This is a genomic window from Runella sp. R5_40, assembly GCF_057652295.1.
This window is the reverse complement of the sequence record NZ_JBYFCH010000037.1, coordinates 1-15,530: the sequence shown is the minus strand read 5'-3', so window position 1 is coordinate 15,530 and position 15,530 is coordinate 1. Positions and strand designations below refer to the sequence as shown.

14 protein-coding genes are annotated in these 15,530 nt (G+C 43.6%); 7 read left to right on the top strand and 7 right to left on the bottom strand.

All coding sequences use genetic code 11. From position 1 onward, the window contains the following. Window position 1 precedes the first annotated feature (1 nt). The gene (locus tag AC23N5_RS30165) at window positions 2-211 is read right to left on the bottom strand and encodes a helix-turn-helix transcriptional regulator (protein WP_487758368.1); all 210 of its coding nucleotides are present in this window, start codon (window positions 209-211) and stop codon (window positions 2-4) included. 163 nt (window positions 212-374) lie between these two features. Between AC23N5_RS30165 and AC23N5_RS30160 the strand changes: the two genes are divergently transcribed. Continuing rightward, window positions 375-524 (top strand): hypothetical protein, encoded by a 150-nt coding sequence (locus tag AC23N5_RS30160; RefSeq protein WP_487758367.1) that lies wholly within the window; start codon window positions 375-377, stop codon window positions 522-524. 152 nt (window positions 525-676) lie between these two features. On the opposite strand, the gene AC23N5_RS30155 is transcribed toward AC23N5_RS30160, so the two are convergent. Next, complete coding sequence (locus tag AC23N5_RS30155; RefSeq protein WP_487758366.1) at window positions 677-1,591, bottom strand: glycosyl hydrolase; 915 nt, start codon at window positions 1,589-1,591, stop codon at window positions 677-679. Between the two features lie 37 nt (window positions 1,592-1,628). Further along, a complete protein-coding gene (locus tag AC23N5_RS30150) occupies window positions 1,629-2,042 on the bottom strand; it encodes a glycosyl hydrolase (RefSeq protein WP_487758365.1) in 414 nt (137 codons plus the stop codon). 204 nt (window positions 2,043-2,246) lie between these two features. Here AC23N5_RS30150 and AC23N5_RS30145 point away from each other — a divergent pair, with 204 nt between their 5' ends. The 4 genes from AC23N5_RS30145 to AC23N5_RS30130 all read left to right on the top strand — a co-directional run bounded on the left by AC23N5_RS30145 (window position 2,247) and on the right by AC23N5_RS30130 (window position 6,376). Continuing rightward, the gene (locus AC23N5_RS30145; protein ID WP_487758364.1) at window positions 2,247-3,842 is read left to right on the top strand and encodes a 7TM diverse intracellular signaling domain-containing protein; all 1,596 of its coding nucleotides are present in this window, start codon (window positions 2,247-2,249) and stop codon (window positions 3,840-3,842) included. A gap of 276 nt (window positions 3,843-4,118) precedes the next feature. Continuing rightward, the gene (locus AC23N5_RS30140) at window positions 4,119-4,481 is read left to right on the top strand and encodes a hypothetical protein (RefSeq protein WP_183980288.1); all 363 of its coding nucleotides are present in this window, start codon (window positions 4,119-4,121) and stop codon (window positions 4,479-4,481) included. Between the two features lie 58 nt (window positions 4,482-4,539). Further along, on the top strand, window positions 4,540-4,965 hold the full coding sequence (locus tag AC23N5_RS30135; RefSeq protein WP_487758363.1) for a hypothetical protein: 426 nt from the start codon (window positions 4,540-4,542) through the stop codon (window positions 4,963-4,965). A 208-nt stretch (window positions 4,966-5,173) separates the two neighbouring features. Continuing rightward, on the top strand, window positions 5,174-6,376 hold the full coding sequence (locus AC23N5_RS30130; protein WP_487758362.1) for a nuclear transport factor 2 family protein: 1,203 nt from the start codon (window positions 5,174-5,176) through the stop codon (window positions 6,374-6,376). Window positions 6,377-6,457: 81 nt separating this feature from the next. Here AC23N5_RS30130 and AC23N5_RS30125 read toward each other — a convergent pair whose 3' ends face one another. Beyond that, on the bottom strand, window positions 6,458-7,636 hold the full coding sequence (locus AC23N5_RS30125; protein ID WP_487758361.1) for a hypothetical protein: 1,179 nt from the start codon (window positions 7,634-7,636) through the stop codon (window positions 6,458-6,460). A 131-nt stretch (window positions 7,637-7,767) separates the two neighbouring features. Between AC23N5_RS30125 and AC23N5_RS30120 the strand changes: the two genes are divergently transcribed. Continuing rightward, the gene (locus AC23N5_RS30120) at window positions 7,768-9,366 is read left to right on the top strand and encodes a hypothetical protein (RefSeq protein WP_487758360.1); all 1,599 of its coding nucleotides are present in this window, start codon (window positions 7,768-7,770) and stop codon (window positions 9,364-9,366) included. A gap of 212 nt (window positions 9,367-9,578) precedes the next feature. Here AC23N5_RS30120 and AC23N5_RS30115 read toward each other — a convergent pair whose 3' ends face one another. Both AC23N5_RS30115 and AC23N5_RS30110 read right to left on the bottom strand, forming a co-directional pair. After that, window positions 9,579-13,196, bottom strand: a complete 3,618-nt coding sequence (locus AC23N5_RS30115) for a family 78 glycoside hydrolase catalytic domain (protein WP_487758359.1) — start codon at window positions 13,194-13,196, stop codon at window positions 9,579-9,581. Window positions 13,197-13,325: 129 nt separating this feature from the next. Then, on the bottom strand, window positions 13,326-13,733 hold the full coding sequence (locus AC23N5_RS30110; RefSeq protein ID WP_183980298.1) for an EthD family reductase: 408 nt from the start codon (window positions 13,731-13,733) through the stop codon (window positions 13,326-13,328). A 127-nt stretch (window positions 13,734-13,860) separates the two neighbouring features. On the opposite strand from AC23N5_RS30110, the gene AC23N5_RS30105 reads away from it, so the two are divergent. Continuing rightward, window positions 13,861-14,727 (top strand): LysR family transcriptional regulator, encoded by an 867-nt coding sequence (locus tag AC23N5_RS30105; RefSeq protein ID WP_487758358.1) that lies wholly within the window; start codon window positions 13,861-13,863, stop codon window positions 14,725-14,727. A gap of 14 nt (window positions 14,728-14,741) precedes the next feature. On the opposite strand, the gene AC23N5_RS30100 is transcribed toward AC23N5_RS30105, so the two are convergent. Continuing rightward, the gene (locus AC23N5_RS30100) at window positions 14,742-15,500 is read right to left on the bottom strand and encodes an RpnC/YadD family protein (RefSeq protein WP_487758357.1); all 759 of its coding nucleotides are present in this window, start codon (window positions 15,498-15,500) and stop codon (window positions 14,742-14,744) included. Between the last annotated feature and the right edge of the window lie 30 nt (window positions 15,501-15,530).

Sequence of the window (15,530 nt, the reverse complement as noted above, 5' to 3'; positions counted from 1 at the left end):
TTTATATTTTTGATGACCACAAAAGATCCTTTATGTCTACATTCAAAATATATGCTATATCCAGAAGTGTCTCTAGTGATGGTTGCATTTCATTACTACACCATCGAGAAATTGTCGTTGGATTTTTTTTCATTTTTTCTGCCAACCATTTGTTTGTCAAGTTTTTCTCGGCTAACACAACACGAAGCCTATTAATGCTTTTATTTATCATATTTTTAGCGTAATACGCAAATATATGAACAAATTACGACAAATATTTCTTCTGAAATATACCATAGCCGTTTTTCATTATAATATTAGAACTACATCTTCCAAATTTATTCTTTTTTCGTAACTGTTTAGGTAGCCCATTGCAAAGTGCCTCGTAGAACACTTTGGATATTGAGGATGATATTCTGGTTCATTTTTCGGGTTGTAGAAATGAAGCCAGCGATACGGGCGTAGGCAATGACCCCAACAATAATTCGGAAGCAATTACTGACTTTTTGTTTAACCTTGGCGGCTCTAAGGTCACGCTCGCCTGATTATTGGTGAAGGGTACGCCTGACTCGAATGCAAATGCAAGCACGGCTTCTTGATGTAGCATCAAGCGCTGTAATAAGTTACGCCCTGTCGTCCTTTTGGCTCGGCCCAAGCGGCCATTCGATTTGATAAAGCAGATAGGGGGATGTTCTTCTTAATCAGCTTGTTGGCAGATTTGTTGGTAGCGACTTCTCCAATGAGCTTGTAGGTCAACAGGAATTCGACCATTGATTGAGGTGCGACAACAAATGGGTTTTATTGAACTTGTCCACCTCATAGCCCGTAGCTTCTGGCATCGCAGGGCCATTTTTGGCGTACCATCAGGCTTCATGAAAGAGGTTACGTCAATGATTTCGTCGCCTTTAATGACCGTATTTTGGCCTGTATTTGGTGTTTTAAGACTTTCAAAAGCAAACATTGGCGCAAAAGCTGCTTTGTCTTCCCAACGATGTACCCGCGCACCCGAATGAAAAATAGCTTCGTCAATGTCAAACGACTTAGGCGCGGTGGTTGGTCCCCCAAAGCCTCCCACATTATCGGGGCCACCGACGGTTGTCATCGTTGCTCCTTTAACAAACACTACCCGAAAGTACTTAGCCGCCACCTCTGGAAACGAAAAAGTACGCAATGGCAAGGCACGAATGTCGTGCTGCGGCCCAAGCAATGCCAATAGCGTTTTATAGTTTTTTCCATCTTTACTAAACTGAACGTACCCCACTCGCATCATACAGCTGGAAAACCTTGCTCTATCCCCCAATGCCAACGAAAACGACCTCGCCGTAAACGGTTTTTCATACTCAAATTGTAAATAAACTGGTTCGTCTTGTTTGGGCGCCTCAAGGGTAATTTTTGAGATTAAATCATCATCCAAGAGGACATCGTATGCCACATTTTCACCTTTGTGGTTGGTGATTTTGGGCGTAGCCACTGTCAGTTCTGCTTCGGGCGTTTTGTAGGCAAATACAATTTGATCTTGGTAAAAAGGTTTCGATTTGCTGTTGCTACCACCGAAGCTTGCTCCTTTGGGCAAATTCCGAATTGGTCCCGCAACCGTTGGTGGTAAAGGCAACGGACTGCTAAGTTTTTCACCTCCGCGAAGTTGGGTTCTACTCCATACTATTTTTTTTCATGGCTTCCTGCGGCTTTACCCACGTTCCACCCGTTTCGCTCCAACCTGCGGCAGTTACCATGGTCATTTCCAAGCCCAAACGGTCGGCTTCTGCCGCGGTGTGTTTGATGAGTTCCAGCCATTCAGTTGTCATAAACTTGACTTTTTTCTCAACGATTTGTCCACCACCAATCGACACATCAAACGCTTGAAAACCACCAATACCAACGCGCTGCATCCATTCGAGGTCTTTGGTGATTCCTTCTCTGGTCACATTGCTCCCCACCCAATGCCACCACACGACAGGTTTGGCCGATTTAGGGGGATTTTGAAAGTTTTTTCGCAAAGTAGTTTTTGCCTTACTCCCGAAAGTAACTACAACCAATACCACGAATAGAAGTGTTTTTTTCATTTGACCGAAATTTTGTTTACAACCGATAGTTACTTACCTCAAACGATTTACCTTTTAAATCCAAAAATAAATCCATTAAGTATCATCTCTATCCTACACCTACCTGCTATTGTCTCAAATAGAGAAAATAAAAGTCTTTTGCCATTTTGCTTGACGAGCTTATTTTTTATTTAACTTGCTGTAACGCTCCTCAACCCTTTCGCCATGCGATTTTTCATTTTTTGGTTTGGTTTCTGTGCTTCCGTGTCGTTGTTTGCTCAACAACGTTTTGTGTATCGTTCTTCCGAGGAACTGCAAAACGTAGAACCCTTTACCTATTTTTTAATTGATTCTTCTAAAACATTGACGTTTACACAATTACGTCAACTACCCGACAAAGCATTTACCCAAAACACGAAAAGTTTTCTCAATTTTGGCAATACCGAATACCCCATTTGGCTTCGCGTAGATGTTGAAAACTCGTCGAATGAAGCGTTATTTTTGACGCAAGAATTGCACGACGTGCGATTGCTGGATGTATATGTATTTGACAAAAACGATTCGCTAAGAACCTGGCAAACAGGCGCTATGCGGCCTTTTGGAACGCACTTTTTGAAACGCAGCAATACTGTTTTTGACATCGGGAAAGCACCCAAAAGAGTCTATTTACGCATCCAAAACACCAGCGTGTATGTACCCCTAAAAATGGGTACGATTCAGGCCGTTTCTAATTATTTACACAAATATGACTTGCTTTATGGGGCTATTTACGGCGTTTTGTTGGCGTTGATGTTCTACAATTTGTTTGTGTTTTTGGTCGTTCGCGATCGCGTATTTCTCTATTATTTCTTCTATATCCTAACCTCGGGTTACATCATTTTTAAAGCCGACAACCACCACCACGAATTTATTTTTAAGCAAATCCCTAATTTTAGTTCTGACATCAATTCTTCTTCCGTCATCACTCTATTTTTTATCATTCTATTTGCCAATGCTTACTTGCGAATGAAGGAACTGACCCCCAAATTCTTTTGGACGTTGGTCGTTTTGTGGTGTATTGGGCTAGTTTTACTGCCTTTTGAATGGCTTCCTTACCGTGGCTGGGTCAATGACGTGTTTCAGTTGTTGGTGATTTCCATCATGTTGGTGCTTTTGGGAGCCAGTATTTACATTCATTTTCTGGGCTTCAAACACGCGCGGTACTTCGTACTGGCCTTTGGTTTTTACATTTATGGGGTCGCCAATGTGTTGTTGGGTTTTATGGGAATTGTGTCGATGAACAATTTACGTTCGGCGTATATCTACCAAATTTGTTCAGTGTTGGAGGCCATTTTCTTTGCTTTTGCGGTCGCCTACCGTTTCAACACTTACCGAAAAGAAGCCAAAGATGCGCAAGAAATTGCGTTGAAACGCTCGCAAGAACACGAAGCGTTACTGCAAAAAAACAGTCAGTTGCTGACCGAAAAATTACAAATGGAACAAAGCCTTCAATCGGCATCGAATCACAAAGATTTTGACCAGTTGCTTCAACAAATCAAATCGGATAGCCAACCGATTAAGAAAATTTCAATACCGACCGTAGAAGGGGTGATTCTGTTTCCCGAACAGGACATCAACCGCTTAGAAGCAATGGGAAGTTATTGCACAATTTACTTGACCGACCACAAAAAAATCACCACCTCCAAACCCATGGCGCACTTTGAGCAGATGATTGACGAACGGCAGTTTATGCGCATTCATAAGTCGCACATCGTTAATCTCGACAACGTAACGCGCTACATTCGGGGTGAAGGTGGGTCGGTAGAAATGAAAGATAAGTAGGTAGTACCCGTGTCGCGACGAATGAAAAACGAACTTTTGCAACGGTTGGCGATTGAAACACCCGCCGTTTAGAAATTAGATGCCGCCGTTCAGAAAGTAGAATTGTTTTGAGGGTAGTAAGGCCACTACTTTTGGAGTGAGTTCTTTACCACATAGTCCACAATAGTATTTACACATAGTTTACACTAGGTTTCTCTGTGTTACTTATGTGGTTTTATTCTGATGTGTACTATGTGTGGTAAAGAAATGTAAAAAGCACTCTTAAACCTCAAAATTATGTCAAAATCGGCCAAAACCGTCTATTTTTTCAGTTTTTACCTTTTCTTGGTAGGGCTTGAACTTACCTTTATCCCAAACTTTTTCACCAAAACGGCGCAACTACCCGAAGCCCACGAACCCTACATTCGGGTGGTGGGGATTTTGGCCCTTATCCTCGGCGTTTATTATTATCAGTCGGCCAAAAATGAGCTTACTCCTTTCCTCAAAACCACGATTATCGGTCGGCTGATTTACTTTTTGGGAGCCGTTGGATTGGTCGTTACGCAAATCGCTCCTCCCCTTTTTATCGCCTTCGGTGTGCTTGATTTGCTGGGCGCTGTCTGGACGTGGCAAACACTGAAAAGCGAAGGCAAAATGTAAGTACAATTCTTTCTTCTACAAATACCCATTCACTAACTGTGCCTACGCACGTATTCCCATGAAAAAGCTCCTTTGTTTCTTATTTTTTGCCGTTGCGTTGACAACTTCCGTTTCGGCCCAAACTCCCATTGCGACCTTGTTTGAGAACATGAAAAAAGAGTTTGAAGCAAATCCCTCTAAAGCCATTCAAGACCAAGCGATAGAAGACTATGTGCTTGTTTCGGGCACGGGCTACATTGCCAACAAACAACAGATTGTCAATTTGTTCAAAAACGTCAGTAAAGTAGAGGCGCGCTTTCAAGACCTCAAACTCCGCCAATTTGGTAACCTCGTCATTGCCACTGGTCGCGAGTTTTCCGTTCGGCACTATTCCAACGGCACTCCCGACTTATCCACTGATTATTTGGTCACTTATGTGTATGAAGTCAAAGACGGCAAACTCACTTACGTAAGCGGACAACATACGGTACCCGCAGCTAAATGATTTCTGCTTACACACACTAAGCGTGAGGTCTGGTCTGACTATCGTCTGACCTGTGTTACCCCGCAATAGGCAAGCCTCTTCAGCCCCATGTCGTACGGCCTGGGGCTAAAAGAGTACGTAGATGTCGCATTTTTACAATTTCCGCTCATTTTAATGGGGTAGTTTTGTCAATGAAAAAAAGGTATTTACACAAACCAAAAAACGACCAATGAAAAATCTTTTATTTCTTTTTCTCATCGCCGTGGCGGGTAACGTTGTTGCTCAAACCCAAGCTGAAAAACTCTTTCAGCAAAACATGAGCGATTACCAACAAAATCCTCTGAAAAACGTAACGGAAAATCTCAGCGACAATTACTTACTGGTGTCGGGAAGTGGCTACATTGCCAACAAATCGCAGATTATGGCTTTGTTCAAAAATGTTAGAAGCGTAGAGAGTAATTTTAAAAACCTATCTATCCGCCAATTCGGGAATACCGTGATTGCTACTGGCAACGAACACCATGTAAGACATTACAACGACGGCACACCCGACTTATCAGTTGATTATCTTTCGACATACGTTTATGAAATCAGGGGAAACAAATTGGTTGGTTTGAGTGGGCAGCATACCTATGCGACTCCTAAAAATACCCAAGTAGATGAAGAAATCATCAAAAATAAGCTCCGCCAAGAAACAATTGACGTGTATGCAGGCAAAGACGTAACAGGTAGCTTTATCGACTCTCCAAAAACCTTCAGAGGCTGGAATACTCGTACGGGGTATTCGGTGAAGTTTGGCGTTGCCGATATTAAAAAAGAAAACGACGTTACATTCGGATACCGACCTCGGGAAATGAACCCTATCAATGAGAATTTTACGTTTAAGTTTTACACGCCAAATGTCGCTTTGGTTATCTACGACCAATACCTCTACGGTAAAACACAAATTCCCTCAAAAGAGATGCGGATGCTCGAAAAAGTTAACGGCACGTGGAAAATTGCGGGTTTGTTAGCGCTTTGGGACTATTCAGACAACGCTTTTGAAAAAGGCAATGTTCGTAAAACCATCGAAGCCGAAACCAATGCGTACCATGCAGGCGACGTAGAAGCGATGAATAAACAGTGGGCTTACAATGCCAGTTATGTGGAGCGTCAGCAGGAATATTTTAAGAAAATGGGCATTCCTGTTTATTTGAAAGGTGATGCGCTCAGAGCGTTTGGCGAACAATTTAAGAAAGCCCACAAACCCACTGGCCAAACCTACAAAATTTCGGATTATGAGGCACACGTAGGCACCACCAACGCTTGGGTCACTTACACACAAGAGACTTTTAATGCTGATGGTAAAGTTGCCAATAAAACCCGTGAAATGAGAATCCTGGAAAGAGTAGATGGCTGGAAAATTGTCGCCATGAGTAATGTGGAATTGTAAAGCATACTAAGCTTTGGTGCAAAAGTGTTTCTTTTCTTTGGCCAGAAAAAAAACACCTTTGCTTACCTTCTCAACCTTTGTCTAAAACACGTACGAAAGCGTAAAACTTGGCGATAGGCGGCTCGATAAATTTACCGACAAGTTTTCTTGAGCCCCAAAAGGTGAGTTGTAATAGATATTTAAACCCGCCAATTCGGCCTCAACCAAAAAACGGTTACTAATCAAGTACGCAAGTCCGACCGATGAACCCAACTGATAGGTGTTAGTGTGGTACGTGCTATTGGTAGAGCTTCCTTTTTGGGTTGAGTTAAAACGCATAAAATTGAGCGAGCTTTCGATGTAAGGTGTAAAGCGGCTGTTGGCCAAGTAGCGCTTCACAAAGACACCACCCGAAAGTTGCTCTTCGGTTCTGGTGAAATTTCCTGATACATTGGTATATTCTTCCTTGTCTTTTGCAAATCCAACGCTTGCTCGAACACCAACCACCGTTCTATCTTTTACAAATTTCCCAACTTTTACCCCAAAACGGTAATTACTTTCGTTGTTTCGTACGCGGTAATTATTGACAACGGAATTATTGTCCTTTTGCTGCAATGACGACAAGCCCATGTCTAGTCCAACAACCCAATTACCATTTTGTAACGTAGAAAACGTTGCTTCCTCTACCCGAAACGACGTAGGACGCACCCAGTAAAGTAAGCCCAAAGAGACTCCCGAAAAGTTGATGGGAAACGAGTTTGAAGTTGTTTCAGCCTTTAGCGCCCACTGTTTATCCATGAAATAAATGGCTCCTGCCTTAAAGATTGGGTTGACAGAAAAACTCGAATAGTCTGAGTTTACAAGCGTGTTTGTTCTATTTTCGCTTTTGCTGTTAGTAAAACTGATTCCAATATCTATCCCTCCTCCCACAAAGCCGCGCCATTGGTTTTTTCCAAAAAAGTACGACCCTGAAGTACCTATTCCAAAACCCGAATTGGTCATTCGGAATTGATTATCATTGGCTCTTCCGACGACATTGCGACTAAAAACGATGCTCTCATTGGCATTGATTTCCCAAAGGACATTATCTTTTACAAATTTTCCGTACTGAAGCCCTAAGCCCACAGCCGTACTTCGCCATTTTGAGTTGTAATTCTCTTTTTTCAGCGTCGTTTCAAATCTCGTAGAGAAATTACCTGCAATAAACGAATTTCCTTTTTCGGTTTGACCGCACACACTGAGGGCAGAGAAAGTGAGTAAAAATACGTAAGCGTTTTTCATGACATTGTTTTTTTGAGTGAATAACTATACTCAAAACGCCGATTTCACTACTTTATTGGGGAAACTACTTCCTAAATAATGTTAAATTTCGTCGGTTGTCTGCTTTTGTCATTATTCCTAACACCTCCTCCATGTTTCGCCATTTTTACCTCCTCCTTTTTCTTCTTGGGTCGCTCAAAAGTTGGGCGCAAACCAACGACCAAACCTATTTTGACCAAGCCCTGGCCAACGGCAAAGTGGCTAACGAAGCCTTCCTACGAAGTCACCGTTTTTTGTTGGGATGGCTTGGCAAAGCTGACCCCGCTACGGGCCTTATTCCGCGTAACCTTACCCAAAGTACGTGCATTTGGAACGCTTGGGATGCCGCCGCCGACAATTATCCGTTTATGGTAATGACCGCTTCCATGCTCGACAAGCCCCTTTTTGAAGGCAAAATGCGGAAAATGCTTGCTACCGAAACCCGCCTTACGTCACGCGTCGGGCGACTTCCCGATACGTATTCGTTTTGCAAAAAAGGCTTTGAAAATGCGGTGATTGATAGCAGCCAACTGGTGTTTGGCAGCGCCGAATACATGAAAGACGGACTCATTCCCCTCACCGAATGGCTGGGGACAAGCCCGTGGTCGGAGCGGATGTTGGGAATCTTGGAAGACCTCGATAAAATCGTGGATGTACCAACTCAAATCAAAGGCAGCTTTTTTGGAAACAGCGCCGTGGTGGAAGTTGGCGGCGATTTGTTACAGGTATTGGCGCGAATGTATTGGCTTACCAAAAACCCCAAGTGGCTGGCGTGGGGCATCCAAATTGGCGATTATTACTTGAGCGAAGCCCATTTGCCCACTCGTGCATTGCCGCGCCTTCGCCTTCGCGACCACGGCTGTGAAATTGTGTCGGGGTTGGTAGAAATGTACGCGGTTGTATCGATGGCAAATCCTGCCAAAAAGAAACAGTGGCAGCCGTTTATTCACGAAATGTTGGATACCATTTTGGCCAAAGGAAGAAACGAACACGGGCTTTTTTACGACGAAGTAAATCCACTGACGGGTGAAGTGATTCAAAAGCGAATTGCCGATAATTTTGGCTATACGCTCAACGCATTCTACACCGTGTATCTTCTTGATAAGCAACCCACTTACCGCGACGCTACCTTAAAAGCACTCAGCGCCCTCAATGCCAATTACTGCAACCACGATTGGGAATCGGGCAGCGCTGATGGCTACGCCGACGCCATTGAAGGCACGTTGAATTTGTATTTGCGCGAACCTATCGCCAGCACCAAAGACTGGCTTGAAAGCGAAATCAAGGTGTTGTGGAATTTTCAAAAACCCGACGGAATCATTGAGGGCTGGCACGGTGACGGAAATTTTGCGCGAACGTCGCTGATGTATGCCCTTTGGAAAACGGCAGGCACGCAACTTTCAGACTGGAATCAGGAGGTTGTGTATGGCGCTGTGACCGACAACAATACTGTTTACATTACGCTCAGTTCGCCCAAAGCTTGGTCGGGAAAGCTGATTTTTGGTGGACAATGGCACAAACAAAACTTGCATTTACCGTTTGACTATCCGCGCATCAATCAGTTTCAAGAATGGTTTCCGATTGATGCCAACAAAAGCTACGAATTGACGATTGACGGGAAGTCATCCAAATTAAAAGGGGCGGTTTTACTGGCAGGCTACCCCCTCCAACTCAAACCTCAACAAACGATTCAGGTACGGTGTAAGCGTTGACAAAAAAAAATTGAATTTGTCAAAATCGCCTCGGCAGAGGCGCAACATTTGTAGAAAGGTTTTAAAAAAATCCAAAATCGCTTCGGAGAAGCGCAACCTTTGTAGGCGCAACATTTATTGAAAGGTTTTGAACAATCCAAAATCGCTTCGGAGAAGCGCAACCTTTGTAAGGGTTACGCTTCTCCGAAGCAATATAAACTTCTTTGTAACTATTACTCTTTCACCTCAAAAACATAACTTCCTGATATTAAAGGCAAAACCACTTCTCCATTTTCCAGCTTTGCCCCTTTCCATTGCGCAATAGGTTTGCCGCTTTCGGTGATTTGGGTCAGGCTTTTGGCAGGAAGATGCAACGTCGCGGTTGTATTGGCAGGCACCGTGCATTTGTACGTAAACGTAGTTGATTTGCTTTCCCATTCACTCGAAATGCGTCCGTACATTGTGTCCACGTAGCCTTTAGCAAAGGTAATGCGTTTGTCGGGGTCAGGAGTAGGCTTGAGTACAAACTCTTTGAAAGCGGCTTTGTCGGGATGGCGCTGAATTCCCAACGAATAATTGTACATCCACGAAGCTACCGCCCCGAAAGAATAGTGGTTGAAGGAGTTCATGCTGTTGTTTCCTCCAAAACCATTTTCAACGGTGTAGCTGTTCAAACGTTCCCAAATCGACGTTGCGCCATTGACCACCGAGTACAACCACGACGGATAGTCTTTTTGCTGCACCAAACGATACGCTTGGGCGTGATTTCCGTTATCAGACAGCGCTTCCGAAATAGAAGCAGTCCCGATAAAGCCCGTCATCAGCGAATAAGGGGGACGTTCGATGCCGCCGTCGTCTTTGTTTTTACGCTCAATGGTTTCGTTTAAATACTTGATAGCAAACGGCTTATTTACTTCGTCAAACATTCCCAACGCTAACGGAATGGCGTACGAGGCTTGGGTATCCATGAGCACGCCTTTGTCCGATTTTGTTTCAGCCGCTTGCGGCCCTGGAGGCCCCATCCGTGCTGCTACTACCCCCGATTTGATGGTACGGTGCGTATTTTTATCAACATAGACGTCATTAATGGTCTTTTTGATTTCTTGTTGACGTTTGGCAAACTGCGCCGCTTCGTCGGTTTTGCCCAAAATGGTCGCGACTTTACTCATAATTTCCAAGTCGTAGGCAAAGTACGACATCCAGAAAAGGGTGTTGTCATTTTTGTTGTTTTCGGGACTGAGCCAGTCGCCCAGCGGGCCTTCGTTCAAAATCCCGTTCGTTTTGTCCACCTTGGTTTCCAAGAAGTTGATGTACTTTTTCATGGCATCGTAGTGTTCCCGTAAAAGTTGTACATCCCCGTATTGACGGTAGGTTTCCCACGCCACCGTAAGCCCTGCACTTCCCCACAACGTTCCTCCAAAACCACCACCCACGGGCGCGACGTCGGTAAAACGGCCATTTTCAGGCTGCATGTCACGCATTGCCAACAAATGGCGGCGCAAGAAAGGATTGGCCTGAGTCAAAAAGGTAGCACTTTTGACAAAAACCGAAATATCACCACTCCAGCCCATGCGCTCGTTGCGGGCGGGGGTGTCGGTGGGAATCGACAAGAAATTACTACGCAACGACCACGTAATGTTTTGCCAAAGCTTGTTCACCAATTCATTGGAAGTGGTGTAACTCGACGATAAATCCATCACCGAGCTAATCACCAAACCCTTTACATCCGACACGGGAATGGCTTGGTCGATGCCCGTAATTTCTAAATAGCGATAGCCGTGGAAGGTAAAACGCGGCTGAATCACTTCGTCGCCCCCCTTCAAAATGTACAAATCTTGGGCCAACGCCGCCCGAATGTTTTCCATCATCACCATGCCTTCATTGCCTTTGTAGTCGGGCAAATTGGGGTACTTCACTTCCGCAAAACGCAGGGTAACAGCTTGACCTTTTCGGCCATTTTTGATAGTAATTTGGGGGACACCTACCATGTTTTGCGTCATGTCATAGACAAATACCTTGGGGCGCACTTCCTCCACGCTTTTAGCGGTCAACGTTTTGACAATCGTGGCATTTTCACCCATTTGTCCAACAAGTTTAAAGTCATCGTATTCCAGCGACGATTTCCGCCCCAAGGCATCGGTAACGGTACCCTTAAACGCAGTTCCGTCCAAAGGTACAACGACTGCCGATTTCCATGCAGCATCGTTGTAGTCCGCCGTCGCCCAGCCATTGACGACTGCTTCTTTGTTGGCATCATAAACCTCGCCCTGAAAAAACGAACCGTACCGAATGGGACCATCGCCAAAAAACTTCCATTCGGTAGGATTTGACGTTACCACTTGCTCTGAACCATCGGCGTAGGTAATGACCAATTTACTCAACAACGACTGACGGTCGCCGAAGAAGTTCCAGTTTTCGCCGCTGAACGTGATATTACCACTCCACCAGCCTTCGCTCAACCATGCTCCAATGGCATTCTTTTTACCCGATTTTATACCAGTAGTAACATCGTACGTTTGGTATAGGTGGGTTTTGTTGTACTGCGTAAGACCTGGGTTAAAATAATCGTTAGATACGCGACTTCCGTTGAGAAATAGTTCGTAAATCCCACGGGCAGTAACGTACAAACGTGCCTTTGCGATGGGTTTCGACTGGGTAGTAAACGTAGTCCGAAGCATGGGCGCTGCATTTTGGCTGGGGTCGGCCGTGACTAAGCCGCCACTTACTGCGTAGCTTCCGTTCTCAATTTTCACATTTGAAGCCGCAAAAATCCCCGAATATGGTTGTTTTTGGAGGTTTTCAGTAAAAATTGGATTGGATGGATAGCGATAATTCCGAATTGTTACTCCCGAAAAAAAGGCTTTTTGTCCGTTAGGTACGCGAAAACCAATGTCGGACAACATGGGAAAACTGATGTAATTATTTCCACTTCCAACGGGATTTAAGTTGTACCCCCGAGCACCAAAACGCCCTCCACCGCCAGCGGGTGCCGCTTTGTCTTTCAGCTTGTTAGCATCTTTGTTGCCGTCCACGTAAAATTCAAACAATCCAAAATTACATTCCACCAGCAATTGGTGCTTTTCGTATTTATTGGCCGTATTTATCAACGATTGCGGAATGTCAAAGCTTTTCAATGGGACGTCTTCCTTATCGTCTTTGGTATAACCTACACGATAAATAGTCAGTTTGGCGAGACCGTCCGCAGCGTCGCTAACGTTGGAAATATCCAATTCCAAGGCCACATAACTTTCGTTTTTGCCTTTGGTCATCCCCATGAGGTTCAAGTCTTTGGTCATCAAACGGCGGTCGTTGGCACCAAACACAAAAGAAGCTTTCGTAGCATTGCTAGTTTTATCGAGTTGAAGGCCATACTCAAACTTAAACACCGATAAATAATGCGAATACAACACCATATCGTCGTCGCTTCCCCCAATCCAATTGGCTCCCGACCACGCCGCAATCGAAGGGTTCATCAAGCCCGTTTCAAACCAAGAGTTACTTGTAGTTGGTTTACCCGTATTGTCCCAAACAGTCAATTTCCACTGGTAGCGCGTGGTGGGTTGGAGGCCATTTCCAGCATATTCGATGCCATGCGAAAGCGCCGAGTTTACCTTTTTGGTGTCCCAAACCACTTGATTTTTAGCGTTGGAAACCACAATTTGATAAGCAGTTTGGCTGTAACCTCGTTTGGCGTCCAAGGCTTTCATTTGCCAAGAAAACTGCGGAATTGGGGTATCAATTCCTAAGGGCGTGGCTTGATAGTTGACTTGTAATTGGTTCAGCACGACGTTTGCCAACACCTTTGCTCCCCACAAAAACAAGACACAAGCGGTAAAAATTAGTCTTTTCATTTTTGAACTTTGGTTTAGATATGCCATTGCATTTCTTTTAATTATTCAAAAATATATTGACATTATACCGCTTGTATCCTGTGCTTCCCCGTTATTGTCTCAAGTGGGGGCAATAAAAACTGACTATGGCTACTTCACCACTTCACTCACCAAAATGATGGGAGCGACATTGGTATAATTGGCAAAATCAGCCCGAATGGCTTCTCTATTAGGGGCAACGGCTGCTTGATAGTCGCTTAGACTTTTGATGTAAAAAGTCCCAATCGCCATAAAGGGAAGTGGTTGATTAGGCAGCCCACTCGCCAATCCTTTTTCAATGGTATATTTTACCAAATTTGCCCCCAAATATCCTGCAACCATGGGCATGTGCTTGGTTTCGTAGTACTCCATGTTGAAGGTTTTGCCTTCGGCGTAAGGATACATGACGGATACTTTAATCAAGCCCTTTTCGGCAGCTTGATTTGACTGTTTTTCTTGGCTAAACGCCGCCAAACAAGAAATAAGAAGAAAAGATGACAGAAGTAGTTTGAGCTTCATGGCTAAGGGTGCTTTTTAAGTGTTAACTGATTGATTTAAAACAATTTCGCACAAATATCTAAAGAGGTTTTATATTTGCAAAACGCTATTTTTCGATAAAAACAATCGAAAAAACCGATTTAGAAAGATGGAATTACGACAACTCAAGTACTTTTTAAAAGCCAAGGAGCTCTTGAACTTTACGGAGGCGGCAAAGGCACTGAATATCAGCCAAAGCACTCTTTCACAGCAAATTAAACAATTAGAAGATGAATTAAACGTGCCCTTGTTTAACCGTATCGGCAAACGAATCACGCTTACCGAAGCGGGAGGTCTGTTTGAAATGTATGCGTTTCAGTGCATCAATAGAGCAAATGAAGGATTATTGCTCTTGCAAGATTTGAAAAACCTGAACACGGGAAAAATTACCGTCGGCGTGATTTATTCCATGCGGATTCTTTTTGCCAAAACCTTGATACAGTTTGCCCAGCAGTACCAAAATATCAAAATCCAAGTGGTGTTCGGTACCACCAAAGACCTGCTCGACAAACTCAATTCGCACCAATTTGATTTTGTCTTGATTTTCCATGAAAAGCCCAACGAGCCACACCTCAAATACCAGCCTATTTTGACCTCTAATATGGTATTGGTTACTGCTAAGAAATCATCGTTGGCCTCCAAAAAAACAATCTCTCTTCATGAAGTAGCAGCCCTTCCTTTGGCACTCCCTTTCAGCGGCTACAGTACAATCCAGTTTTTTGAAGAAGTGTTCAGCCAAAAAAATTTAGAACCCAACATCTGCATGGAAATCAACGATATACCTACATTGTTTGAAATTGTAAAAACGGGGTTTTGGCACACCATCTTGAGTGATACCAGCGTCAATGACCCCGAAGTAGTGGGCATTCCCATCGAAGGCGAAAACATGAAGCGAACGATTATGATTATTTCACTCAAAGAAGCCTACGAGAAGCAGGCGGTAAAAAAGCTGTATGAATTGCTGCGGGGGATTTGAGTTATACAGAATGTCTATTTACTACTAATCTGTTGTTGAACAGCTTTAACAAAGTCCACCGTAGTACCTGCAATCTCTGCGATTTGCTCAAAAGTTTTGTTTCCTTCACGCAAAAGAAAAGTAACAAATCTTATTTCAACTTTTTCTTGTCCACGAAGATAAAGAACGTCTCTTTCTTCTTTGATATATTCTGCGATACTATCCATAGCATTTTTTAAATTTAGCTCCAAGTTACGAAGTTGAGCCAACACACGCAACTGATTAAAGTATCTCTTTAACGAAAAATCCCCTTGAGCAGTTTCTCTTACACGCACAAGTATCTGTTTTAAAGCAATTTCTGGGTTTTCTCCCTTGAAATTCACCAAAATACCTAAGATGATTTCCTCAGGCTTGTCTGAATTGAGGAAAATATGATAATCAAGTGTCGAGAGTGCAATAAGTGGAAACTTAAATTTGAGCATCTCTCGATCAAGTCTCGTTGACATTTTAGGGTCTCCAGAACCAAGAAAAATAACAAATTGCTTAACAGGCAAATCATACTTCCTTTCCAGCATGATAAAATATTCTGCCATTCGGTAAACCATTTTTGGTTCATTCCTCAATTGGAACTCTATTTGAAGCACAAATGTATCTCCCGCGTTATCAGTTATTTTTTTAAGTACATCTGGTTTTCGCTCCTTGGTATATTGAATATCATCAGGCAATTCTTCCATAGAAACAGCAGTCATTTCAACGGGGCCGCCCTTTAGGTTTGTACTATGGTAAAATTTCAAGATTGAGTATTTTTAACAAACAGTACCAGA

Coding starts and splice junctions, on each gene's coding strand:
- AC23N5_RS30150 (WP_487758365.1), bottom strand. CDS start 2,042: ATGAAAAAAACACTTCTATTCGTGGTATTGGTTGTAGTTACTTTCGGG.
- AC23N5_RS30105 (WP_487758358.1), top strand. CDS start 13,861: ATGGAATTACGACAACTCAAGTACTTTTTAAAAGCCAAGGAGCTCTTG.
- AC23N5_RS30125 (WP_487758361.1), bottom strand. CDS start 7,636: ATGAAAAACGCTTACGTATTTTTACTCACTTTCTCTGCCCTCAGTGTG.
- AC23N5_RS30110 (WP_183980298.1), bottom strand. CDS start 13,733: ATGAAGCTCAAACTACTTCTGTCATCTTTTCTTCTTATTTCTTGTTTG.
- AC23N5_RS30115 (WP_487758359.1), bottom strand. CDS start 13,196: ATGAAAAGACTAATTTTTACCGCTTGTGTCTTGTTTTTGTGGGGAGCA.
- AC23N5_RS30140 (WP_183980288.1), top strand. CDS start 4,119: ATGTCAAAATCGGCCAAAACCGTCTATTTTTTCAGTTTTTACCTTTTC.
- AC23N5_RS30130 (WP_487758362.1), top strand. CDS start 5,174: ATGAAAAATCTTTTATTTCTTTTTCTCATCGCCGTGGCGGGTAACGTT.
- AC23N5_RS30165 (WP_487758368.1), bottom strand. CDS start 211: ATGATAAATAAAAGCATTAATAGGCTTCGTGTTGTGTTAGCCGAGAAA.
- AC23N5_RS30135 (WP_487758363.1), top strand. CDS start 4,540: ATGAAAAAGCTCCTTTGTTTCTTATTTTTTGCCGTTGCGTTGACAACT.
- AC23N5_RS30145 (WP_487758364.1), top strand. CDS start 2,247: ATGCGATTTTTCATTTTTTGGTTTGGTTTCTGTGCTTCCGTGTCGTTG.
- AC23N5_RS30120 (WP_487758360.1), top strand. CDS start 7,768: ATGTTTCGCCATTTTTACCTCCTCCTTTTTCTTCTTGGGTCGCTCAAA.